Origin of the sequence: Persicimonas caeni (assembly GCF_006517175.1) — a bacterium.
Classification (GTDB): domain Bacteria; phylum Myxococcota_A; class Bradymonadia; order Bradymonadales; family Bradymonadaceae; genus Persicimonas; species Persicimonas caeni.
Map to the genome: position 1 here is coordinate 6,944,628 of NZ_CP041186.1, position 24,827 is coordinate 6,969,454.

Consider the following 24,827-nt stretch of genomic DNA (forward strand, 5'->3'; position numbering starts at 1 on the left):
CGCAAATGTGCTTGGATTGGCAGAAACGGTCGATTCTGACCCGCGACCGCGCCCCGTAGTTGAACTGCAAAGAGCTCGCCTCTCTCACCTGCTTCAAACCCACCCAATTCGCTCGTCCGAGACCGCATTGCATTCTTGAACGCCATGCAGCTCTAAACGGCGGGGCGCGGTCGCGGTCGCGGTCGCGGGCGCGGGGCTGCCAAGTTGAGCTCCCAAAAAAGCCACCAATCCCGCCCTCCCACACGTACTACCTCCCACGACTCACCGAACCACCCTGATGGGAGGGAACGAAGTGCTCGACAAGACGAACTGGCTGACCGCATTGGCGATGATTCTGACGACCGTCGCCTGCAGCGACCCACCCTCACCCCCAGCCCGAGACGTGGGCACGGCGGACACCGCCGACGGCGGCCTCGCCGACGCCCTGACGACGCGGGACGAGCCCGACATCGCCACCGACGACGAGGTCGTCTTCGGGCGCGTGCCGCCCAACACCGACGATTCCAACTGGGAGGGTGAGTGGAAGCGCACGACCGTGCAGAACGTGGGCGAGGCGCCGCTTGTCATCGAGGACATCTACGTGACCGGCAGCGACAACTTTCGAGTGACGTATCCGGCACAAGGAGCCGAGGTGCGCGACGTGTCCCGCGATACCGAGAGTTGGCCCGGGACGCTCGCGCCCGACGCCTCCTTCGATGTGCGCGTGTGGTTCAGGCCGGACGACAACCTGCCCGAGAGTGGGCAACTCGTCTTCGAGACAAACGACCCCGACGAGTCGATTTCCGCCGTCGAGTTGTCGGCGAATGCAGGGTTCCCGTGTCTCGAACTGCTTCCAAGTGACGAGGTTCATCTGGGTGAAGGGGCGCCGGGTCAGGTCTTGCGCGAAACAGTTGCTCTGCGCAACTGCAGTCGATCGAAGCCGCTCGAGTTGGAGGACATCGGCATTCGGAACGACGATAGTGGGGTCTTTCATGTCGAAGAGGCTGAGACGCCGTTTGTGTTGGCGCCGGGAGAGCGCGCTCGGTTCGACGTGGTCGCTAGCATCGTCGACGACGGTGGGCCCTACCGAGCCGAGTTGCTCATCCAGAGCAGCGACCCGGCGAATGCGCGTGTGCGCCTTCCGGTGCTAGCGTTTGGGGTTTCCCATACCGATTGTCCCTTTGCTCACGCGGTGGCGTGGACCGAGGACAACCGCGCTCCACGCACCGTGCTCGAAACGGCACCCCTGACCGTTGTCGAGTTCGACGGCTCGCGCAGCTTCGACTCCAACGGTAGCGTCGAACGCTACGAGTGGACGGTGCTGTCGCGTCCCCACGGCTCGACGCAGCGGCTGGTGCCAGCCAACGACGCCGTGAGTCCGCGGCTCTTCATCGACGTGGTTGGTACTTACGAAGTCGCACTCGAGGCGTACGACGGTGACGGCAACGCGAGTTGCAACGAGCGTCAGGTCATCGAGGTTCGCGCCGTGCCGGAAGACGACGTCTATATCGAACTCGTGTGGGACACGCCTGCAGATCCCGACCCCACTGACAACTTTGGGAGCGACGTAGATCTGCACTACTTGCATCCGCACGGACGCTGGGACGATCCCCCTTATGATGTGTTCTGGCGAAACCCATCGCCTGACTGGGGGGACTTTGGCGATGCGTCGGACGATCCGTCGTTCGATCGTGACGACACGGAAGGCGCCGGTCCCGAGGTGGTCACCCACAACGGGCTCGAAAGTCTGAGCTACCGCATAGGCGTCTACTACTACAGCGACACGACTCTCGGCCCGAGTTATGCGACCGTGCGGGTGTACGTGGGCGGGGAGCTCGAGTGGGCGTATCCCGCCAAGGAGTTGGGCCAGACCGGGGCGTTCTGGGAGGTTGCCACCATCGAAGGGTCCGATGGGATCATCACGCCGGTTGATGAGATGTATGAGGGGTTTCCGGAGGAGTGAGGTCGAGGGTGGGGAGGTATTGCAGACGAGGGCAAGATGCCCCCGCACCGAACAGTTCGCGCGCATTCGGTGCGAGTGCTTCCAGCTCTCGCAGACGAGGGCAAGATGCCCCCGCACGTGCGCTGGAGAGTTTAGACAGCGCGATGGTGAGAGTCCATCCGGGGCAAGTTCCGCCCCGAAGTTGAAGGTAACTGCGTCGCCGCGAGGCGGGGTGGGAAGCAACCGAGGTAACGAAGAACCAGTCCGTAGCGAAAGCGAACTCGATTCAGCCAAAGGCACTCGGCGAGCCTATGTGCGGCCGGCGAAGCCCGGATGCCGACGAGCGGTAAAACAGATACGGGAGAAGGGCAAAACCCGTACCCCAAAGCCCACGGCCCCGAACAGACACGGCTCGGTTCGAGGGAACGAAACAGGAGCGTACGCTCGAAGGAAGCCACGCGCACCAAGGAACACACGGTGACGCGATGGGAGTGCATGGTGGTTGGAGACAGAATGGTTCTTAGTGGCTGTCTAGATGAATCCAGGAGATCTGTCACAGACCGGGGTAAGTGATCGTAGCTGGTTCGCCCAAAGTGACCACGGCTGGTTCGGCCAAAGTGATCGGCCCTGGTTCGGCCAAAGTGATCGCAAAATCGGGCGGATGTCGATGACCTGAAACGCTCAGACTGGGAGAATGCAGAGCAGATGGCTTTAGCCCCTGCTCTGGAGGACCCGATGAGCAATGAGAGGATCGACATGCATCGATTACAAGACCTGGTGCGGATGCACCGTGAGGGCGTTGGCTGCCGCGAGATTGCCCGCCTTCTAAAGATGAGTCCCAATACCGAGCGCAAATACCGCCACGCGCTCGATGAGGCTGGATTGCTCAAAGGCGAGCCTTCCGAGATCATCCCACTGGACGAGCTCAAGCAGGCGGTCGCAGAGCTCCTTCCGACGAGCACGCCGCCCCAGGAGACCTCCACGGTCGAGCCGTGGCGCGCACAGATTGAAGAGATGTACGAGCGCACGCGCTCACCCCGAGCCATCTGGGACAGGCTTCGGCTCGAGCACGCCGATTTCGACGGCAGCCTGTCCGCCGTCAAGCGCATGTGCGCCCGCATCAAAGCCGACAGAGGCCCACGTCCGCAAGATGTGGTCATTCGCGTCGAGACCGCGCCAGGAGAGATTGCCCAGGTCGACTTTGGCTATGTCGGCCGACTCTTCGACCCGATGAGCGGCAAAGTCAGAAAGGCTTATGCCTTCGTGATGGTCCTGGGCTTCAGCCGTCTGATGTACGTCGACCTGGTTTTCGACCAAAAGGTCGACACCTGGCTTCGCCTGCACGTCGACGCCTTCGAGTACTTCGGCGGCGTGCCCGAGACGGTGGTGCCGGACAATCTCAAAGCGGCGGTTGTGCGCTGCTATTTCGGGCTCAAGGACAAACCGGAGCTCAACCGAAGCTACCGTGAGCTTGCTCGCCACTACGGCTTTATGATTGACCCGACCCCGCCGTATGCCCCTGAAAAGAAGGGCAAAGTCGAGTCGGCGGTCAAGTACGTCAAATCAAACTTCTTTGCGCCGCGCGCCCTCGAGAAGCTCGACGAGGCCAAGGAGCAATTGAGCCTGTGGCTCGACCAGATTGCCAATCGGCGAGTCCACGGCACCACTCACAGGGTGCCCCGCGAGCACTTCGACGCTGAGGAGGCAGAAGCACTTAAAGCACTGCCGCCGACGCCCTTTGTGCCGGTGGTCTGGAAGAAGGCCAAGGTCCACCGCGACAGCCACGTCGAATTCGAGCGCCGGCTCTACTCGGTGCCGTTTCGGCTCATCGGCCAGACCGTCTGGATCCGAGCTCGAGGCGCAAGCGTCGATATCTTCTATGACGACGAGCTGTGCACCTCGCACAAGCGAAGCGGTCCCAGAAAGAGCACCCATGAGGCACACCTTCCTGAGGGGCGGCGCGATCTGCGCCACCGAAGCCGTCAGTGGTGGCAGGACAAGGCTGACCGGATGAGCCCGATCGTCGGCGAATATGTCGAGGAGGTCTTCGGGGCCGACGATGTCTTCAATCAGCTGCGCGCAGTCCAGGCGATCGTGTCGTACCTCGAGCAGTTCCCCGTCGAGCGTGCCGAGGGCGCCTGCCGAAGGGCTCGCGCTTTCGGAAACTACACCTATCAAGGCATCAAGCGGATTCTGGTGGAGGGCATCGACTTAGAGCCTGCCATCCCGCAGGCCGTCTACGTGCACGGCAAGCTCGCCCACCCGCGTTTTGCCCGAAATTTCGAGGAGCTGGCCCTGGCCGAGGAGGTCTACCATGAGCGCTCGTGATGATCTGGTCCCCATCCTCAAGCGCCTGCGGCTGTCGGGGCTTCTCAATACGCTGGAGCTTCGCGCCGAGCAGGCCGTCGACGACAAGCTTGGCTACGTCGACTTTGTCTATCGACTGCTCCACGACGAGGTGGAGCGCCGCGATGCCAATAAGCTGACGCGCTTGATTCGCCAGGCTGATTTCGAGGCCCACAAAACGCTTCAGGATTTCGATTTCAGCTTCAATCCCAAGATCCCACGCGAGCGGATCATCGAGCTCGGCACCACAAGCTTTGTCGAGCGCCAAGAAAACGTGCTCCTGGTCGGCCCGGCCGGCACGGGCAAGTCGCACATCGCCCAGGCGCTGGGTCACCGGGCCTGTCGAGCCGGCTACAAGACCAGGTATGTCGCCGCACATCAGCTTTTGAGCGAGCTTCGAGCAGCCCGCGCCGACCGCAGCTGGGACAAGCTGATGTACAAGCTGTGCGCGGTCGACCTCCTGATCATCGACGATCTTGGGCTGCGTCCGCTGGCCCAGGACGAGCCGGTCGACCTGTACGAGCTGATACGCCGCCGCTACGAGCAGGGCTCGCTCGTGATCACATCCAACCGCGCCATCGACGAGTGGTACGCCATGTTTGGTGACGCGCTGCTCGCCAGCTCGGCGATGGACCGACTGCTACACCACTGCCACGTCGTCACGCTCGACGGGCACTCGTATCGAAACCCGCCGTCGAAAGCCCGAGCCAAGACGGCCTAAACCCGATCACTTTGGCCGAACCAGCACCTTGAGGAGAACGACGAGAAATCGCCCATGACATCCGCCCGAAAATCGCGATCACTTTGGCCGAACTGAGCGCGATCAGTTTGCCCGTCCGTTGACAGAGATCTGCCGACGGGTCAAAAGACGCCGGCAGAAGTCAGAGCATTCGTAGTAGCGAGGAAACCTGGGAAAGCAGGTGGAGCGAAGGGATGCAGGAAAGTGGAATCAGGAAGGAAAAGAGCGATGGAAGACCAATCGACCCCAGGTGTCAGGATAGTTGTCGCCTCTTCGATTGTTAGTTTCATGGAACGAAGGGGCAACAAGGAGATCCGAGATGAGTCCATATCCTAAAGAGCTAAAAGAGCGTCTTGTTCGACGGATGCTCGACGAAAAGATCAGCCCGGAGAGCCTGGCCGAGCTGAGCGGCGTGGGCAAGACGACGCTTTGGCGGTGGAGAAAGGCGGCGCTCGATGGTGCCTTGCGTGCTGAGGCAAAGCCAGAGTCGGCACCCGAGAGACGCTCTTCGGCCGAAAAGCTGCGTCTTGTGATGGCCGCCGAGGCGCTCGAGGGCAAGGAGTTTGGCGCTTTCCTGCGCGAGGAAGGAGTGCATACAAGCGACCTTCGACGCTGGAGAGCGCAGATGTACGAGGGGCTTGATGGACGCACCAGGGCCAAGAAGGAGGCCACCCAGAAGCTGCGCCAGGCCCAACGGGACAAGCGCGAACTCGAAAGCGAGCTTCGCCGAAAGGAGGCCGCGCTGGCCGAGACGGCCGCCTTGTTGGTGCTCTCAAAAAAGGCGCGCCGGTTGTGGGGGGACGAGGACGCTCCCATGATCGGCAAGAGCGACAAGTCATCCTCGACATGATCGCAGAGGCGGTCTCCCACGGCGCGCGTCAGGCCCAGGCCTGTCGGACCCTGGGCATCAGCGAGCGCACCATACAGCGGTGGCGAAAAGACCCGCAGGCCGAGGACGCTCGCCAGGGACCCCACAGTCGGTGTGCGCACGCGCTCACCGACGAGGAGCGAGCACAGGTGGTCGCCATCGCCACAGGTCGTGAATTCTGTGATGTGAGCCCCCGGCAGATCGTATGCAGCCTGGCCGACCGGGGCGAGTATGTCGCCAGCGAGTCGACATTTTACCGCGTGTTGCGCGAAGAGAAGATGATGACCCACCGCCAGCCAAGCCGGCCGCCGAAGCCCAGGCCGAAGCCCGAATTAGTGGCCGCCAGCCCCGGCCAGGTCTGGGTGTGGGATATCACATACTTGCCCACCCAGGTACGCGGCCGGTTTGTCTACCTTTACTGGATCATGGACTTGTTCAGCCGCAAGATCGTCGGCTTTAGCGTCGAAGACCAAGAATCGATGGAGCTGTCGAGCCGCCTCATTGAAAAGACGATCCTCGCCGAACAGGTCGAGGCGAGCGGACTTTGCATCCACGCCGACAACGGGGCTGCGATGAAGGGCTCGACGCTTCTGGCGACGCTGGAGCGCCTGGAGGTGGCCGCTTCGTTTAGCCGCCCGGGCGTCTCCAACGACAACCCTCACTGCGAATCGAGCTTTCGCACGCTCAAATACCGGCCTGGCTACCCCAAAAAGCCGCTCGACGGCGTGCATGAATGGTCTGAGTGGGTCGAGGCGTTTGTCCGCTGGTACAACACCGAGCACTATCACAGCGGGATCGGCTGGGTGACCCCCGAGCAGCGCCACGCGGGCGAAGACGTCGAGCTGCTACAAAGACGCCAAAAGCTCTATGAACAGGCGCGCCAAAAGAATCCCGCACGCTGGAGTCGAAGGCCGCGAGGATGGACGCGCCCCGAAGAGGTGCGGCTTGCGCCGCTCAATTTACAAGAGACGTAGATAATTCAGACGCGACAACTATCTTGACACATACCGACCCAAGCCGGGTCGAGCCGAGAAGCGACCGCTGGGGATTCCGACCGTAGAGGATCGGATCGTCCAGACGGCGCTCAAGATGGTGCTGGAGCCGATTTACGAGCGAGATTTTGTTCGTCATTCCTACGGCTTTCGACCTCAACGGGGAGCCAAAGATGCGCTGCGACGCGTCGACGGGCTTCTCAAGCAAGGTTATCGGTGGGTGGTGGATGCCGACCTGAAGGGGTACTTCGACACGATCGACCATGATTTGCTCATGGCGCGCGTGGAGGAGAAGGTCTCAGACGGACGCATTCTCGAGCTCATCAATGCCTTTCTTACCTGCGAGGTCGTCGACCAAGGGGAAAGCCAAAAGCCCCACAGAGGCACGCCACAGGGCGGTGTGATTAGCCCGCTCCTGGCAAATATCTTTCTCGATCCGCTCGACCACCTGATGGAAGAGCAAGGGTGTGAGATGGTGCGTTACGCCGACGATTTTGTGATTCTATGCCGGGACAAAGAGCAAGCCGACAAGGCGCTCGACGTGGTCAGAAAGTGGGTGCAAGCCAACGAACTGACGCTACATCCGGAGAAGACCCAACTCGTCGACGAGTCCGAGGGAAGTTTCGACTTTCTGGGCTACGCCTTCAAGCGCGGGAACAAGTACCCGAGCAAGAAGGCCAAACGGAGGTTTCTTTGACCGGATTCGGCAATTGACCCCGCGCACCAGTGGCCACAGCTTGGCTACCATCATCGAGGCGATCAATCGCACCGTCCGCGGATGGTACGAATATTTCAAGCACAGTTATTTCAACGTGTTTGACAGCCTCGACGGCAAGATCCGTAGGCGACTGCGCGCCATTCTGCGCAAGCGCTTCAAGATCTCGGGCCACACCAATCACACCGATAATGTGCGATGGCCCAACGCCTATTTTGCCAACCACGGGCTTTTCTTTATGGCCGAAGCCCGACGGCTGGAACTCGAGTCCTTACGAAAAGGAACCCGCTGACTGGAAAGCCGTATGCGGGAAATCCGCACGTACGGTTTGGAGGGAGGGGCGCCCGGCGAACCGGGGGTCCCTACCCCTATCGAACAGTTCGCGCGAAAGTCTTCCGTAAATGTGTTTGGATTGGCGGAAACGGTCGATTCTGACCCGCGACCGTGCCCGCGCCCGCGCCCCGCAGTTGAACTGCAAAGAGATCGCCTCTCTCACCTGCTTCAAACCCACCCAATTCGCTCGTCCGAGACCGCATTGCATTCTTGAAGGCCCTGCAGCTCTAAACGGCGGGGCGCGGTCGCGGGCGCGGGCTGCCAAGTTGAGCTCCCAATAAAACCCACCAATCCCGCCAAGACAGAACCTCACTCCTCCAACACCCGAAACTCCACACGTCGGTTCTTCGCCCGCGCCTCGTCGGTGTACTCGTCGATGAGCGGGCGGCTCTCGCCGTAGCCGACGTAGGGCACGCGGTCCTTGGCGATGCCGGCGGCCCACAGGTAGCGCACCACCGTGCGGGTGCGCTTGCGGCTCAGCTCGAGGTTGTCGGCCTTGTGGCCGATATAGTCGGCGTGGCCCTCGATGCGGATGCGCATCGTGGGGTTTTCCTTCAGCACGCCGATGAGCTCGTCGAGCACCTTTTCGGAGCCGGGGATGAGCAGGTCGGAGCCCTCGCGGAAGCGTAGGGAGTAGACGGTGAGCACCGCGCCCTTTTTGAAGGTGTCGGGGCAGCCGTCTTCGTCTTGGAAGCGGTTGATCGTCTCGGCTTCGTCGGGGCATTTGTCGTCGTAGTCGACGATGCTGTCGCCGTCGTTGTCGGGGTCGGGGCAGCCGTCCTCGTCGGCGAAGCCGTCGCGGTCTTCGGCTTCGCGCGGGCACTCGTCGTCGGCGTCGACGATCTCGTCGGCGTCGTCGTCGGTGTCGGGGCAGCCGTCGTCGTCGGCGAAACCGTCGAAGTCTTCGGGCTGGTCGACGCAGCGGTCGTCGCGGTCGACCAGGCCGTCGCCGTCGGTGTCCAGGATGGGGCAGCCGTCGGCGTCGAGGGGGCCGTCGTAGTTGGCCGGGACGTCGCACAGCTTCGACGGCTCGACGATTCTATCGGGGCGGTCGACGCGGCTGGCCGTTCCCACGTAGGCGATGTCGACCAGGGCGCGCCAGTCGGGCGTGCCCGTCTCCAGGCCGATGCCCGGGCCACCGCCGATGCTCGCCTGAACCGATCCAATCCGCGTCGCCAGACCGGCGCTCACCTGCTGGCCCGTGCGGGCGTTCGCCAACGAGTAGTGACCCGCCCACTCGACGATGGCCTGAAGGTGGTCGTCGAAGATGTCCGTGCGCGTGCCCAGCCCGAAGGTCACCGCGTCGCGCTGCACGCTCCCTTTGAAGCGCTGCTCGGGGGTGTACCCGTAGCCGACGTTGACGATGGCGGCCAGGGGGCCGAATTGACGGTCGACGATGAGGTTCACGCCGCCGGAGAGTCCGTTAGCCGAGGCGAGCGCCTGTGAGTCACCGGTGGGGAAGCGCACGATGACCAGGGCGGCCAGGCCGACGGCGTCGTCGTAGCGATCGAGCAGGCTGTATTTGGCCAACAGCGCCACGTCGCCAAGCCCGCTGGTGCCCACGGGCGTCAGAGTTGCGTCGACGTCCTGGGCGGCGAGCATGGGGGCGACGAGTGTCGCCGCGAGGTCGTCGGCCAGGCCGACGGTGGCGCGAAGGTGTAAGACCTGGCTGCTGCGTACGAGCGGGATGAGCTCGTCGTCCGGCGAGGCGCGGTCGAGCAGCTGCACCGGCAGGTTGGCGTAGCTGTAGGTCAGGCCGACGCGGTACTCGAAGGCCTCGATGGGGTCGGAGCCCTCGACGGCGATGCCGCCCGAGTCGAGGCCGGTGGGCCGGAAGGTCAGAATATTATAGCCCTCCTGGGCCCGTGCGCTGCTCGGCAGCCACAAGACGGGCGCAGCGAAGAGCAGGGCGGCGCCGAGCGTGACTGCGCGCGCGCCGGTCGACCGGCGACGCCAGAAGAGGGCGGCTGCAAGAAGGACGAGCAGCCACAGGCTCGCGCCGGGGGCCGAGCCGCCGGTCGAGTCGCAGGACCAGCCGGAGCCTCTCGATTCGAGATCGCGCACGTTGGCCGCGTCGGTCGAGCCATCCGGGGTCCAACCGGCGTCGCCGCCCGCGTCGGGGCCGGGGCCACCTGCGTCCGGTCCGGCGTCGGCGCCTGCGTCAGGTCCTGCATCAGTCCCGGCATCGTTTCCGGCGTCCGGTCCTGCGTCGGGTCCTACATCGGGCCAGCCGCCGGCATCTCCCGTATCGCCAGCGTCTCCAGTGTCTCCGGCGTCGCCTCCCGAGTCTCGATCGCACGCGTCACCCAGGCCGTCTCCGTCGATGTCCCCTTGACCGGGGTTGTAGACGCGTCGGCAGTTGTCCGCGCCGTCGGGGACCGAGTCGTCGTCGGAGTCGACGTCCTTGTAATCGGGCACGCCGTCCTCGTTCGAGTCGACCGGCGCGGTCGCAGGGTCGTCGTCGCCGGCTTCTTCGCTGTCGGGCACCCCGTCGTCGTCGGAGTCCTCGTCGACCGCGTCGATGATGCCGTCGGAGTCGGTGTCGTCGGGGCTGTCGAGGTCGTCGCCGATCTCGTCGCCGTCGGCGATGCCGTCGCCGTCGGAGTCGATGGTGCCGGGGTCGAGGCCGTTGTCGGTCTCCCAGGTGTCGGGCACGCCGTCGCCGTCGGCGTCGATGAAGTCGACTTCGACGACCACGCCGCGCGTGTCGCCTGCGCCGACGTCGTCGGTGACCTGCAGGGCCAGCGCGTGGGTGCCGGCGTCGCGCCAGGTGAGCGTCCAGCCAAAGGCGCCGGTGCTGGGATCGAACGCCGCGCCGGCGGGCAGGGGCGTGACCGCGTAGGACAACGTGTCGCCGGAGTCGATGTCTCGGGCGGTGAGCTGCATGGCGAGCACGTCGCCTTCGACGAGGCGATATACCTGTCCGTCGGTGGGCGTGGGGGCGACGAAGGTGGGGGCGTGGTTGACCTCGGTCACCGTGATCGTCACCGTCGCCACGTTCGAGTCCGCGTCGCCGTCGGTTGCCCGGTAGGTGAACGTATCGACGCCGTAGAAGCCGGGATTGGGCGCGTACGTGAACGAGCCGTCGGCGGCGAGGGTCAGGGTGCCGAAGGAGACGTCGGCCTGCAGCGTGGCGCTGAGCGCGTCGCCGTTGGCGTCGGTGTCGTTTGCGAGGACGCCCGGCGCGGAGACAGACAGGGCCACGTCTTCATCGGTAGTGTACGCGTCATCGGCGGCGACGGGGGCGCGCTCGCCGGCATCGCAGACGCCGTCGGCGTCTGAGTCGGGGCCGTCATTAGCGGGCTGATTGTCGGGGCGAGGGCCAAAGCCGTCGACGCCCTGCGAGCAGTCGTCGCAGGTGTCGCCGTCGCGATCTGTGCAACGTGTGGGGTCGCGTGGGGCCGAGTCGCCGGCGTCGGCGACGCCGTCGTTGTCGTCATCGGCGTCGCACGCATCGCCTGCGCCGTCCGAATCGGTGTCGACTTGGGCGGGGTTGGCGACGAGCGGGCAGTTGTCTGCGCCGTCGGCGACGCCGTCGTTGTCATCGTCACCCTCGCAGGCATTGCCGATACCGTCGGCATCGGCGTCGGCTTGCGTGGGGTTGGGCGTGCTCGGGCAGTTGTCGACACAGTCGCCGACCGAGTCGGCGTCGGTGTCGACGTCCGAGACGCCCACCTGGAAGTTCTGGTCCGTGCTCCCGCCTTCGTCATCGGCGACGGTCACCGCGACGTTCTGGGGGCCGACGTGGTCGCAGGCCGGCGTCCATTGCAGCGTGGTTCCGGTGAGGGTGAGCCCGGTGGGCGCGCTCGACACGGCAAAGGTCAGCGGGTCGGCAGCGCCGGCGCGGTCGGTCGCGCTCATGGTGTAGGTATAGGCTTGTCCCACCGTCGCCGAGGTCGGCGGCGTCGAGGTGAAGCTCGGGGCCACATTGCGCACGTCGACTGTGTGGGAGTCGCTCAGGCAAAAGCCGTTGCTCCAGCAGGTGCGCACGCCGATGACGCAGCTCGCCGCGCCGTCGATGGCCGAGGCGTCGAAGACGGCGGTGTTGCCGGTCGCCTCGTCATAGGTGAATCCCGCGGCGCAGTCGAGATCCCAGCTGATCTGGCCGCAGCCGCTCGTGCAGCTTGCAGAATAGGTCTGGCTGCCGGCTTCGGGGACGCTCGAGGGCCCCGTGAGGACGACTTCGAGTTGAGCGACGTCCCACAGGTTCTCGAAGAAGGTGTCGTTGTCGGCCGTGCCGTCGTGGCAGCTCCCGTCCGACAAGAAGTTCGTGTCGGCGATGGCCACGTAGCGCTCGGAGACGCCCACGAAGGCGTCGCCGCCCGACGGGATGCGCATGAGCGGGGTGATGTTGGAGAGCGCGCTGGCCCATCCGGTTCGGTAGGAGCTGACGCCTGCGGTCAGCGGGTGGGGCTCGACGTGGGTCGCGCTCTGGCAACCCGGCGCGAAGGTGCCGCCGGCGTAGACGATGCCCAGGCCGAGGTCTTGGGTCAGCGCGTTGTAGGCGGTGATGGCGCTCGGCGAGAAATTCTCGGCGTCGACGGCTCCGATGACCCAGCCGCCGGCTTCGTAGAACGCGGTGATCTTGGCGCGGCTCGTCGCCGAGAGGTTCTGGTTGAGCAGCAAGACCAGGATTCGATAGCTCGACAGGTCGCCCAGGGTGGTGGAGCGGTCCACGCCGGCTGCTCCCGCCGCCGTCATCGTGTTCGAAAACCGGGTCAGCGGAGTCTGCAGCCCACCTTCACCGTCATAGATCAATACACGGTCACCTTGCTGCGCACTCGCACTGAGCGGCCCAAGGAGCAATACGCTGACGAACAACACGCCAGCCAGTGCCAACCGTCCGTATAGTGATCTCATCCCAAACTGCCTCGAGGTGAAGGCATACCATCAGGATGAGACTATTTTGCCCCGGCTGTCCCGACAAACGTCTTTTCTGTGCAAACGTTTGTGCAAAGATTGTGCAAGTGAATTCTGTGGATTTTTTGGCGAGCCGGCAGGAGGTGCCGGCTCGCCAAGTAGGGAGGATGGCGAAGGGTCATCAGTCCTCGAGCACGCGGAACTCGACGCGGCGGTTTTTGGCGCGCGCCTCGTCGGAGGTGCCTTCGACCATCGGCTTGGACTCACCGAAGCCTTTGTACTCGAGGCGCTTCTTGGCGATGTTGCCGTTTCGCACCAAGTAACGCACCACCGAGCGGGCGCGCTTGCGGCTCAGCTCGAGGTTGTCCTCGTCGTCGCCGCGGTCGTCGGCGTGGCCTTCGACCATCAGGCTCAAGTTCGGGTTCTCCTGCAGGACGCCGATGATCTCGTCGAGCACCTTGTCCGAGGCCGGCAAGAGCTTGTCGGAGCCGGTCTCGAAGCGAATGGTGTGCACGATGACGATGGAGTCCTTCTTGAACTCGTCGGGGCAGCCGTCGTCGTCCTGGAAGCTGTTCATCGTCTCGGGCTTGTCGGGGCAGTTGTCGTTGAGGTCGGCGATCTTGTCGCCGTCGTTGTCCTCGTCGGGGCAACCGTCGTCGTCCTCGAAGCCATCTTTGTCCTCGGCTTTAGCCGGGCACTGGTCGTCGTTGTCGGCGAGGCCGTCACCGTCGTTGTCGTCGGGGCAGCCGTCGCTGTCTTCGAAGCCGTCTTTGTCCTCGGCGTCATCGACGCATTTGTCGTCGCGGTCGGCGATGCCGTCGGCGTCTGTGTCGGGCAGCGGGCAGCCGTCGGCGTCGACCGGGCCGGCGTAATCCTCGGGGGCGTCGGGGCAGGGGTGGGGCGGCTCGGTCTCTTCGACGGGCTCGGTCTTCTCGACCGTCTCGACCGGCTCTTCGGCGGGGGCGTAGGCCACGTCGAGGAACGCGCGCCAGGCGGGCGTTCCCGCCTCACGACCGAGGCCGGGGCCGCCACCGACGGTCGCGACCATTGGGCCGAAGCGGCTAGCCAGGCCCAGGTTGAATTGCTGGCTCGACTGCGAGCTCGCCAGGCCGTAGTGGCCGGCGTACTCGACGAGTCCTTGCAGGGTGTCGCCCATGATTTCGGTGCGCGTGCCGAGGCCAAAGCTGATCAGGTTCTCCTGCTCGCTGCCCTCGAAGGTCTGCGCCGGTCCGTGCTGGTAACCCACGTTGAAGAGGGCGAGGACAGGGCCGAAGCTGCGGTCGGCGATGAGGTTGAGGCCTCCGGCGAGTCCGCTGCGGCTCGCGAGGGCTTCGTCGCTACCGGTCGGAAAATAAGCCAGCGCTTGCGCAGCCAGGCCCAACGGGTCCTCGCCGCGGCGCATGAAACTGTATTTGACCTGCAGGCCGACGTCTCCCAGTCCGCTGGTGCCGATGGAGCTGAAGTTGGCGTCGACGTCCTGGGTGAGCAACATCGGAGCGACCAACGTGGCGGACAGGCTGTCGATAAGCCCGACGGTCGCACGCAGCTGCATGATTTGGCTGCTGTTGATGACCGGCGCGAGTTCCTTGGTGGGGTCGTCGCGGTCGACGAGTTGCACCGGAGAGTCGGCGTAGCTGTAGGTCAGGCCGAACCGATACTCGTACTGGCCGATGGGGTCGGAGCCCTCGACGGTGATCGAACCGGTGTCGAGGCCGGTGGGCTGGAACTTGAGCAGGTTGTAGCTGTCCTGCGCCTGCGCAGCGCTCGGAATGCAGACGAGCAGGGCGACCGCCACGAGACCGGCCGACGCCTTGGCCTGCGGGCGGCGTCGGCGCCACAGGGCGCCTGCGGCCAGGAGCATCAGCAGAATGATACTCGCGTCGGGGGTCGAGCCGCCGGTCGAGTCACACGCGCAGCCGGCGCCTGCCGACATCGCGTTGCCGGGGCGGCGGTGGCCCGGGTAGTCGTCGGGGTTGAGCGGATCGGTCTCCTCGTCGACCTCGACGCCGTCGTCGTAGCCGTCACCGTCGGTGTCGGGCAGCAGCGGGTCGGTGCCCAGCTCGCCTTCTTCGTCGTCGGTCAGGCCGTCGTTGTCGTCGTCGGCGTCGCACGCGTCGCCTTCGCCGTCACCGTCGGTGTCCGTCTGCTCGGGGTTGGCGACTACCGGGCAGTTGTCGTCGTCGTCGAGCACGGTGTCGCCGTCGTTGTCGTCGACGCAGGCGTCGCCGGTGCCGTCACCGTCGGAGTCGATCTGCTCGGGGTTGTTCACCAGACGGCAGTTGTCTTGGCCGTCTTCAATGGTGTCGTCGTCCGAGTCGGGGTCTTGATAGTCGGGTACGCCGTCGCCGTTGGTGTCGATGGCGTCGGTGTCGAGGTCGTCGTCGCCGGCTTCGTCGGCGTCGGTCACGCCGTCGTCGTCGGAGTCGTCGTCGAGGGCGTCGATGGTGCCGTCCGAATCGGTGTCGACCGGGTTTTCGACGTCGTCACCGTACTCTTCGGCGTCGCCGATATTGTCGCCGTCACTGTCGACGAGCGTCGGGTCGGTGCCGTTGGCGTTCTCGATGTCGTCGCTCAGGCCGTCGCCGTCGGTGTCGTCGTCGCACACGTCGCCGGTGCCGTCGCCGTCGGTGTCGTCCTGGCTTGCGTTGGCGTCGACGCGGCAGTTGTCATCGGCGTCGACCACGCCGTCGCCGTCGGAATCGGTGTCCTGGAAGTCGGGCGTGCCGTCGCCATCGGTGTCGACGGGCTCGGTCGCCAGGTCGGCGTCACCGGCCTCGTCGGCATCGGTCGTCCCGTCGCCGTCGGAGTCGGTGTCGAGGGCGTCGAGGGTGCCGTCTTGGTCTGTGTCGTACGGGTTGTCGAGGTCGTCGCCCACTTCGTCGCCGTCAGCGATCGAGTCGCCGTCGCTGTCCGCGGTGGTCGGGTCGAGTCCGTTGTCGGTCTCCCAGGTGTCGGGCAGGCCATCGGAGTCCTCGTCGATATAGGTCACCTCGACGGTGATATCGCGCAGATCTTGGCCACCGGCCACGTCGACGACCTTGAGGTTCAGCGTGTGCGTGCCTGCCTCGTCCCACGTCGGCGTCCAGCTATAGGCGCCGCTGGCCGAGTCGAGCGTGGCGTTGGTCGACATCGGCGAGACCGAGTAGGTCAGCACGTCGCCGGCGTCGGGGTCCTGGGCGTCGAGTTGGATGTCGAGCGTGTCGCCTTCGACGACCGTGAAGGTCTCGCCGTCGGCGGGCGTGGGCGCGATGAACTCGGGCGCGTCGTTGATCGCCGTCACGGTGATCGTCACCGTCACCACGTTCGAGTCGGAGGTGACGTCGTTTGCCACGTAGGTGAAGCTGTCGGTGCCGTTGAAGTCGGCGTCGGGCGTGTAGTCGAAGGACCCGTCGCCGTTCAGCGTGAGAATGCCGTTGGAGACATCGGTCTGCAGCACGGCGGTCAGGTTGTCGCCGTCGGCGTCGGTGTCGTTGTCGAGCACGCCGGGCGCCGCCACGCTAAGCGCGGCGTCCTCGTCGGTGGTGTAGGCGTCTGCGGCCGCCACCGGCACAGGGTCGCCCGCGTCGCACAGGCCGTCGCCGTCGGCATCGGGGCCGTCGTTGGCCGGGTCGATATTCGAGCCCGCCGCAAAGTCGGTGCTCGCAGTCGCCGAGCAGTCGTCGCAGCTATCGCCGTCGCCGTCGGTGCACGAGGACGGGTCGAGCGGGGCGATGTCGGCGCGGTCCAGGGCGCCATCGTTGTCATCGTCGGCGTCGCAGGCGTCACCTTCGGCGTCCGAGTCGGTGTTGGTCTGGTCGGCGTTGGCCAGCAGCGGGCAGTTGTCGGTCGCGTCGTCGACGCCGTCGCCGTCATCGTCGGTGTCGCAGGCGTCGCCGGTGCCATCGGAGTCGGTGTCGTCCTGGCTGGCGTTGGCGTCGGCAGGGCAGTTGTCCGAGCAATTGAGAACGCCGTCGCCGTCGTCGTCAGTGTCGGAGACCATCACCGTGTAGCTCTGAACGTCGGCGCCTCCGTCTCCGTCGGAGACCTCGACGGTGATGCCGTAGCTGGTGAGCTGCCGACAGGTCGGCGTCCAGGTGAGCGTGTCGCCGGAGACGCTAGCGCCCACGGGCGCAACATTGATCGAGTAGGTCAGCGGGTCCGCCGCGCCGGCCGGGTCGGTGGCGCTCATAACGTAGCTGTAGGGCTGGCCGGCGGTGGCCGACATGGTCGGCGTGGAGGTGAACGTCGGGCCGACGTTGTCGACGGTGACCGTCATCGAGTCGGTCACGCAGTAGCCGCTGCTCCCGCAGGCGCGCACGCCCAGCTCACAGGTGGACGGGCCGTCGAGCGTGGCTGCGTCGAAGGTGGCCGAGCCGCCGGTGGCGTCGTCGTAGGTGAACCCGGAGGTGCAATCGAGGTCCCAGTCGATGCTCGAGCAGCTGCCGGTGCAGTTGGCCGAGTAGCTCGCGCTGCTGCCTTCATCGACGTTCGACGGGCCGGTAATGGTCGCGTCGATGGTCGCCGCGCTCCAGATATTGCCGAAAAAAGTGGCGTTGTCGGCCGACCCGTCGAAGCAACTCGGGCTTCCCACGAAGTTCGTGTCGCCAATCGCGATAAACCGGCCGTTGATGCCCACGAGCGTATCATTACTGCTCGGCATGCGGAGCAGGGGAGTGGCGTTGCTGATGCGACTGCCCCACCCCATGCGATAGGTACTCACGCCTGCGGTGAGCGGATGGAGGACGACGCGGCTGCCGGTTCCGCATCCGGAATCGTAATCGCCGCCGGCGAACAGATTACCCATGCCCAGTTGGCTGGTCAGCGCGTTAAATACGGGGATTGCGCTGGGCGAGTAGCTGCCGGCCTCGACCACGCCGATGATCCAGCCGCCGGCGTTGTAAAAGTTAGCCAGCGTGTTGCGGCTCGACGCCGAAAGCGACGTGTTCGCGTACAGGACGATGATCCGATAGTTGGCCAAGTTGCTCAGGGTCGTCGAACGATCGACGCCGGCCGCGCCGGCCGCCGTCATCGCGTTCTGCAGTCGAGTTACGGAGCTGCCGATGCCGCCTTCGCCGTCGTAGACGAGCACGCGGTTGCCCTGCTGGGCGTGAGCCGTCGACGCAGTAAGAGTGATAAAAAGTGCTAAGAATACGCCAATTAGGGATTGCTGAATGCGTAACGCGTTCATCGCGAGCTACCTCACATCGAAAATTTTTCGGGTCGATGCTGAGGAGCCTAGTGCAAGCTCAGGCGTACTACAATCGTTTTTTGTAAAAAATTTACGCGCGTGGGGCTAGGAAGGCTCACTTCAAGCCGTTACAGGCCGCGACGGCGTGAGCCAATTGCTCAGCTTGAGCAGTGCTCCCAGCGTGTGGACGTCTTCGCCGAGCAGGGGGATGGACTGGAGCACGTGCCGGCCGACCTTCTCTCCCAAAGTCTCGATGGAGGTGCGGTCTTTGACGGCGAGCTTGGCCAACGAGCGGTAGTGGGCTTCGAGCTCGTCGCGCATGCGGGCGACCTCGTCGGCGTCCTCGAGGCCATGCTCGCGCAAGAGTTGGTCGATCTCGGCGTCTTGGACGCGCTCGACGTCGACCTGCTGGAACTCGGGGGTGACGCGGTTGATGATGAAGGCCTGCGCCTTCTGGTCGAGCTTGGCCAGCTTCTCGTGGAAGTAGAGCGCCTCTTTGATGCGCCGAGGGTCGGCGCTGGTGATGATGAGAAAGTAGGTGGCCGGGTCGCGCAAGATGAACTCGATCATGTCGCCGCGTTCTTTGAGCACGTCGATCAAGTACTGGAAGGTGTCGAAGAACTCGACCAGGTCGGTGATGAAGTTCTCGCCGAAGATCTTGGACAGGAGCCCCTGAACAACCGAACCGGCGTTGAACACGCGGCTGAAGAAGCCGCCCGACTTCGACTTGTCGGGCAGGAACCACTTGATGATGCGCTCGTCGAAGAAGCGCGAGGCGCGCTTGGGCGTCTCGAGGAAATCGAGCGCGTTCTTCGTCGGCGGAGTGTCGAGCACGACGAGGTCGAAATAGCCGCCGGTATAAAGGTCGTGCAGCTTTTCGAGCGCCATGTACTCCTGCATGCCTGCCAAGGCGGTCGACAGCAGCTTGTAGATGTTGTTTTCCTTGGCACGCTCGAGCGCCCCGGTGTCGGGGGCGTGGCGAGCGACGAGCTCGGCCAGCGTCTGCTCTTGGTCGAGCATCATCGCCCACAACTCGCCTTCACCCGGGTCTGGCAGCTCGTCGAGGTGCTCCTCGAGCGGAATATGCTGCGGGGTATTGGTCAGCTCGGCGAGTCCGAGGCTGTTGGCCAGACGCTTGGCCGGATCGATGGTCAGCACGATGACCTTGCGGCCCATCAGCGCCCCGCGCAAACCCAGGGCGGCCGCGGTGGTGGTCTTGCCCACGCCTCCAGGGCCGCTGCAAACTATCAACCGGGCGGTCTCGAGGCAGCTGGAGACCGGGTCGTGGTCCGTTTGTCGTGTGGCGGGCGTCTCAGACACGTCTTACCCTTCGAAATCGGATGCTAGGAAGCGGCGGCGTTTTCGGCGCCGTCTGGCTGCGTCAACTGCTCGGCCAGCGCGTCGACGATACGCACGCTGCTGTCATCGTAAATCACGGGCACCGGCGTCACGGGCGCGTCGACGCGCTCTTTGAGCAGGCCCAGGTAGTGCTGGTCGCGGTCGTACCATCCCAACGCCAGTGCGTTGCCGGCGACGAGCTTGCTCAGCGCAGGGCCGTCGGCGTTGTGGATGGAGTCCTCGTCGACCTGGCCTTCGTCGCGAAGCTGGCTGAGCACGTTCTCGAAGACCTCGCGGCGTGACGGGTCGACCGGCAGGCTGTGGACCATGTTGATGATCACACCGGTCAGCTCGCGATCGAGCGACTCACGCAGGTTCTCGCTCAACTCGATGGTCTCGTTGACCGGCATCTCTTCGGGCAGACACACTGCCACGATGGCCGTGCGCCGCTCGTCGCGGATTTCATCGGCCAACTGTCGGGCGCGCTTGGCGATGGGGCCCACTTTCATCATGCCGTACAGTGTCTGCGGCACGCTCAAGAATGTGACCGCGTGGCCGCTGGCCGGCAGATCGACGATGACGTGGTCGTAGACAAACTCGCCGCCTTCCTTTCGTTCGGCCTCCTCGAAGATCTGGTCGAGGATGACGAACTCGTTGACCGAGGGGGCGGCGTTGAAGAAGACGCGGGCGACTTTGTTTTGCACGACCGCTCGCGAGATGCGCTCACTGGGTACAAAACGTGTCAGCGTGCGCACGAAGCACTCGCTGGCCTCCAAGTTCTCGGCCCACAGGTTCTCGCCGGCCGGGTCGGGACCGGTGACCTCCTTGCCAATGCCGAGCAGGTCGGGCATCGCCGAGAACGCATCCGTCTCGATGATCAACGTGCGTTTGCCCTGGTTGGCCAACGCCCGGCCCAGCGCGGCAGTGATGGTGCTCTTTCCCACGCCCCCTTTGCCGGTGACGTAGATTAAGCGCTTTTGTCCGAGTGCTTCGATCATCGGTGACCTGATAGCTCCCAATCTCCTTATGTTGCCCACTCCGTCGGGGCCAGCGCGGGATGTACTGAACGCTCGGTGAATGTAGATTTGCATCGTGACTGCCGAGGCGCAAGCTCGAATCCGGCAATCCAAAGATGCACTCGACAGCCGTTCAGTCACACTCGATCTTGTCACTGGTCGGCTCGAGGCAAAAAAGAAGCCCCGGGCACAAGACCCGGGGCTTCTCTTTCAGTCAGAAGACTGCAAGCGGGTTACTCCTCTTCGGAGCTCGCCTCTTCTTCAGCCTCTTCAGCCTCTTCAGCTTCTTCAGCCTCTTCAGCCTCTTCAGCCTCTTCGGCTTCGGCAGCTTCTTCGGCCTCTTCAGCCGCAGCAGCTTCCTCGGCCTCTTCGGCTTCGGCGGCTTCCGCTTCGACTTCTTCGGCCTCTTCAGCTTCTTCGGAGCTGATCGCCTCGGAACCCTCGGCGATTTCGCCGAGCTTGCCCTTGAGGAGGTCGCCGAGCTGGGCGGTTGCGCCCGCATCCTCGGTGTACTCCTGCAGGCTTCCGCGCTCGGAGCGACGCACGAAGTTCTTGATCGACAGCGCAATTTTGCGCTCTTTGGGGTCGACACTGATGACTTCGACTTTGTGCTCTTCGCCAACTTTGACCACCTCACGCACATCTTCGATGCGGCGCTCGGCCAGCTCGGAGATGTGGATCAGGCCTTCGATACCCTCTTCGATTTCGGCAAAAGCGCCGAAGTCGGTGATCTTGGTGATCTTGGCCGTGATGATCTTTCCCGGCGGATAGCGCTGCGGGATGGTCTCCCACGGGTCCGGCTCCAGCTGCTTGATACCGAGCGAGAAGCGCTCGTTCTCGACGTCGATGTTGAGCACGACCGCCTCGACCTCTTGGCCGGCGTCGTAGATCTCGGAGGGGTGACGGATCTTCTGGGTCCAGCTGATGTCGCTGATGTGGACCAGGCCGTCGATGCCTTCCTCGATGCCGATGAAGATACCGAAGTCGGTGATGTTGCGGATCTTGCCAAGGATGCGAGTACCGACGGGGTACTTGTCCTCGAGAAGCTCCCAGGGGTTCGGGTCGATCTGCTTGATACCCAGCGAGACCTTCTTCTCGTCGGTGTCCAGGTTGAGGACCTGAACCTCGATGATCTCGCCTTCGCTGACCACGCGGTTGGGGTGCTTGATGCGACGGGTCCAGCTCATCTCGGAGATGTGGATGAGACCCTCGATGCCTTCCTCGAGCTCGACGAATGCACCGTAGTCGATCAGGCTGACCACCTTGCCGAGCACGTTGGCTCCGTCCGGGTAGCGATCCTCGGCGCCTTCCCACGGGTCCGGGGTCAGCTGCTTGTAACCAAGGCTGACGCGCTCGTTGTCGGGGTTGAACTTGAGGACTTTGACCTGAATCTCATCACCCACGGTGAACATCTCGGTCGGGTGCGACACCCGGCCCCAGCTCATGTCGGTGATGTGCAGCAGGCCGTCGATACCACCCAGGTCGACGAACGCACCGTAGTCGGTGATGTTCTTGACGATACCGTCGATGACGGCGCCCTGCTTGAGCTTGGTGAGGGTCTTCTTCTTGAGCTCGGCGCGCTCGTCCTCGAGCAGCGCGCGGCGGCTCAGAACGATGTTGTGACGGCTCTGGTTGAACTTGATGATCCGGAACGCGAACTCTTGGCCAATATACTTGTCCAAGTTGCGCGTCGGGCGAAGTTCGACCTGGCTGCCGGGCAGGAATGCCTTGACGCCGATGTCGACCTGAAGACCACCTTTGACGCGGTTGGTGATGACACCGCGCACCAGCTGGTCGTCGTCGGCTTTGTCGGCAATCGCGTCCCAGACCTTCATCCGGTCAGCGCGCTCTTTGGACAGCACGCACTGGCCAGACTCGTCCTCGCGCGACTCGACGAGCACGTCGACTTCGTCGCCTTCTTCGAAAAGAAGCTTGCCGGACTCGTCTTTGAACTCGTCGACCGGGATGCGTCCCTCGGACTTGAAGCCGATGTCGATGAGCGCGTAGTCCTCGCCAATCTCGAGAATGCGGCCTTGAGTGATCTCGTTCTCGTAGACGACCTCGATCTCTTGGTCGAACTCTTCGAGAAGAGCCGCAAAGTCTTCCGTTGTGGGTTGTGTGGTTTCCTGGGTTGTCATGAACGACCTTGGGTGAACCGTAAAAAGTTTGAGTTTCTGTGAATGGGCAGAGCCACCTGTTGGCGCCTGCCCGACCAAAAGTTAAACCAACCATCAAAACTACAAGGGATCTGGTTCGCGGTTCTCCCTTCCGAACCAGACACTTATGCAGTCTCAGCGGTGCGTCGCACGGGATAAATGGTGCGCACCTATGCACACACTTCCGCCCTGTACGAAGCGCCGGCGAACTATAGAGACGGGGCAGGGGGCTGTCAATAGCAACGGCAGGACGCCGTTTTTCGCTCTTGGTCCATCGTTTTCAACGATGTTATAGGACTCTCGAAATGACGCCCCCAAGACCCCAAACCCTAGCCCCCCATCAACCATGCACAAACCAGACCACGACTACCGTGAATTCGGCTTCGGCACCCGTGCCATCCACGCCGGCCAGGAACCCGACCCCACGACCGGCGCCATCATGACGCCGATCTTCCAGACCTCGACCTACGTCCAGTCGAGCCCCGGCGAGCATACCGGCTACGAGTACAGCCGCTCGCAGAACCCGACGCGTCATGCGCTCGAAGACTGCGTGGCCAGCCTCGAAGGCGGCAAGCACGGCATCGCCTTTGGCTCGGGATGCGCGGCGACCACGACGATTTTGCACATGCTCGAAAGTGGCGACCACGTGGTCTCGGGTGACGACGTCTATGGTGGAACCTACCGCCTGTTCACCCGGGTGTTCGACCAGATGGACGTCGACTTTTCCTTCGTCGACATGACCGACGTGGACGCCTTCGAGGCGTCGCTGACCGACAAGACCAAGCTGGTGTGGCTCGAGTCGCCGACCAACCCGCTGCTCAAGATTTGCGACATCGAAAAGATCTGCGAGATCGCCCACGCGCGAGACATCCCGGTGGTGGTCGACAACACGTTCATGAGCCCGTACTTCCAGCAGCCGTTGGCGCTGGGCGCGGACATGGTCGTCCACTCGATGACCAAATTCATCAACGGTCACTCCGACGTGGTCGCCGGGATGGTGGTGACCAATGACGACGACATCGCCGAGAAGTTGCACTTCTTGCAGAACTCGATGGGCGCCGTTCCCGGCCCGATGGACTGCTGGCTGGTGCTTCGCGGCCTGAAAACGCTCCACGTGCGCATGCGTCAGCACCAGGAGAATGCTCAGCGGATCGCTGCCTTTCTCGACTCTCATGACGCCGTCGAGCGGGTGATTTATCCGGGACTCGAGTCCCACCCGCAGTACGAGATCGCCCAACGTCAGATGTCGGGCCCCGGCGGCATGATCACCTTCTTCCTCAAAGGCGGCCTCGATAAGGCGCGTCGCATGCTCGAGGCGGTCGAGGTTTTCGCGCTCGCCGAGAGTCTGGGCGGCGTCGAGAGTCTCATCGAGCACCCGGCGATCATGACGCACGCGTCAGTTCCCAAGGAAGTCCGCGAGGAGCTCGGCATCACGGACGGTCTGGTGCGCCTGTCGGTCGGAATCGAGGACGGCGACGATTTGCTGGCCGATCTCGAGCAGGCTTTGGAGGCGTAATCATGTACGTCGGTGCCCACGAGTCAGCTTCAGGCGGGCCTTATACCGCGGTCGAACGCGCCCTCGACGACGAGTGCGAGGCGCTGCAGCTGTTCACCAAGAACAACAATCGGTGGACCCAGCGCATGTGGACTGAGGAGGAGGCTGCGCAATTTCGCCAGCACTACGCCAAGAGCGGCCTGAAGGGGGTGATGAGCCACAGTGCCTATCTTATCAATCTCTGCTCGAAGACGGCCAAGACCGTCGAGAAGAGCAAGGTCGCGCTCGCCGACGAGCTGACTCGCTGCGCCATGCTGGGCATCCCATACCTCGTCCTGCACCCGGGCAGTCACACGGGGCAGGGCGAGGAGGCGGGGCTTCGGCTCATCGCCGAGAATCTCGAGCGGGTCTATGAGACCGAAGAGGATGGCCAGTGGCAGGATGTCACTCTCTTGTTCGAAAACACAGCCGGGCAGGGCACCTGTCTGGGCTGGCGTTTCGAGCATTTGGCCGACCTATTCGAGCGCGTCTTCGATCCGACGCGCTTCGGCGTCTGCTTCGACACCTGTCACGCTCACGCCGCGGGCTACGACCTTACCGAGCGCGAGTCCTACGAGGCGGTCTGGCAAGAGTTCGACGCCATCGTCGGACTCGACCACCTCAAAGCCTTCCATCTCAACGACTCCAAGAAGCCGCTCGGCAGCCGCGTCGACCGCCACGAACTCCTCGGCGAAGGCGAAGTCGGCCTCGACGCGTTCCGCTTCCTGGTCAATGACGACCGGTTTGCCGATATCCCCGCGGTCGTCGAGACCCCGCCGCTCGAGAGCGGTGAGGACAGCTTCGCGGAGATGGTCGCGCTGCTCAAAGGGTTGCGGGCATAG

The 24,827-nt window shown here is 63.9% G+C and carries 13 protein-coding genes and 1 pseudogene; 9 read left to right on the forward strand and 5 right to left on the reverse strand.

Going from position 1 to position 24,827, the window contains the following annotated elements:
* Window positions 1-277: 277 nt before the first annotated feature.
* The 7 genes and pseudogenes from FIV42_RS25855 to FIV42_RS25885 all read left to right on the forward strand — a co-directional run bounded on the left by FIV42_RS25855 (window position 278) and on the right by FIV42_RS25885 (window position 7,873).
* Window positions 278-1,942: a hypothetical protein gene (locus FIV42_RS25855; RefSeq protein WP_141200490.1), complete on the forward strand. Its 1,665-nt coding sequence runs from the start codon at window positions 278-280 to the stop codon at window positions 1,940-1,942.
* 735 nt (window positions 1,943-2,677) lie between these two features.
* Entirely contained in the window at window positions 2,678-4,249 is a 1,572-nt protein-coding gene (gene istA, locus FIV42_RS25860) for an IS21 family transposase (RefSeq protein ID WP_168210300.1), read from the forward strand.
* Entirely contained in the window at window positions 4,236-4,988 is a 753-nt protein-coding gene (gene istB, locus FIV42_RS25865; RefSeq protein ID WP_141195814.1) for an IS21-like element helper ATPase IstB, read from the forward strand. The genes istA and istB overlap by 14 nt, the downstream gene beginning before the upstream one ends.
* Before the next feature lie 337 nt (window positions 4,989-5,325).
* Window positions 5,326-5,856: a transposase gene (locus tag FIV42_RS25870; protein WP_141196618.1), complete on the forward strand. Its 531-nt coding sequence runs from the start codon at window positions 5,326-5,328 to the stop codon at window positions 5,854-5,856.
* On the forward strand, window positions 5,853-6,848 hold the full coding sequence (locus FIV42_RS25875) for an IS3 family transposase (protein WP_141196617.1): 996 nt from the start codon (window positions 5,853-5,855) through the stop codon (window positions 6,846-6,848). The genes FIV42_RS25870 and FIV42_RS25875 overlap by 4 nt, the downstream gene beginning before the upstream one ends.
* Before the next feature lie 49 nt (window positions 6,849-6,897).
* Window positions 6,898-7,563, forward strand: a pseudogene (locus FIV42_RS25880) (reverse transcriptase domain-containing protein); the annotation flags it as partial.
* A 13-nt stretch (window positions 7,564-7,576) separates the two neighbouring features.
* Window positions 7,577-7,873 carry a group II intron maturase-specific domain-containing protein gene (locus FIV42_RS25885; protein ID WP_168210955.1) on the forward strand — a complete coding sequence of 99 codons (297 nt, stop codon included), beginning with the start codon at window positions 7,577-7,579 and terminating at the stop codon, window positions 7,871-7,873.
* 350 nt (window positions 7,874-8,223) lie between these two features.
* Here the strand turns inward: FIV42_RS25885 and FIV42_RS31500 are convergent, their stop codons facing one another.
* The 5 genes from FIV42_RS31500 to FIV42_RS25910 form a co-directional block, all read right to left on the reverse strand.
* Window positions 8,224-12,672, reverse strand: coding sequence for an Ig-like domain-containing protein (locus FIV42_RS31500; RefSeq protein WP_141200493.1), 4,449 nt, complete (start codon window positions 12,670-12,672; stop codon window positions 8,224-8,226).
* Between the two features lie 283 nt (window positions 12,673-12,955).
* The gene (locus FIV42_RS31505; protein WP_141200494.1) at window positions 12,956-17,941 is read right to left on the reverse strand and encodes an Ig-like domain-containing protein; all 4,986 of its coding nucleotides are present in this window, start codon (window positions 17,939-17,941) and stop codon (window positions 12,956-12,958) included.
* 120 nt (window positions 17,942-18,061) lie between these two features.
* Window positions 18,062-19,261: an ArsA family ATPase gene (locus tag FIV42_RS25900; RefSeq protein ID WP_141200495.1), complete on the reverse strand. Its 1,200-nt coding sequence runs from the start codon at window positions 19,259-19,261 to the stop codon at window positions 18,062-18,064.
* Window positions 19,262-19,284: 23 nt separating this feature from the next.
* Window positions 19,285-20,277, reverse strand: coding sequence for an ArsA family ATPase (locus tag FIV42_RS25905; RefSeq protein ID WP_168210957.1), 993 nt, complete (start codon window positions 20,275-20,277; stop codon window positions 19,285-19,287).
* 251 nt (window positions 20,278-20,528) lie between these two features.
* Window positions 20,529-22,433 carry a 30S ribosomal protein S1 gene (locus FIV42_RS25910; RefSeq protein ID WP_141200497.1) on the reverse strand — a complete coding sequence of 635 codons (1,905 nt, stop codon included), beginning with the start codon at window positions 22,431-22,433 and terminating at the stop codon, window positions 20,529-20,531.
* Between the two features lie 364 nt (window positions 22,434-22,797).
* Here FIV42_RS25910 and FIV42_RS25915 point away from each other — a divergent pair, with 364 nt between their 5' ends.
* Window positions 22,798-23,967, forward strand: coding sequence for a cystathionine gamma-synthase (locus FIV42_RS25915; protein WP_141200498.1), 1,170 nt, complete (start codon window positions 22,798-22,800; stop codon window positions 23,965-23,967).
* Window positions 23,968-23,969: 2 nt separating this feature from the next.
* Entirely contained in the window at window positions 23,970-24,827 is an 858-nt protein-coding gene (locus FIV42_RS25920) for a deoxyribonuclease IV (RefSeq protein WP_141200499.1), read from the forward strand.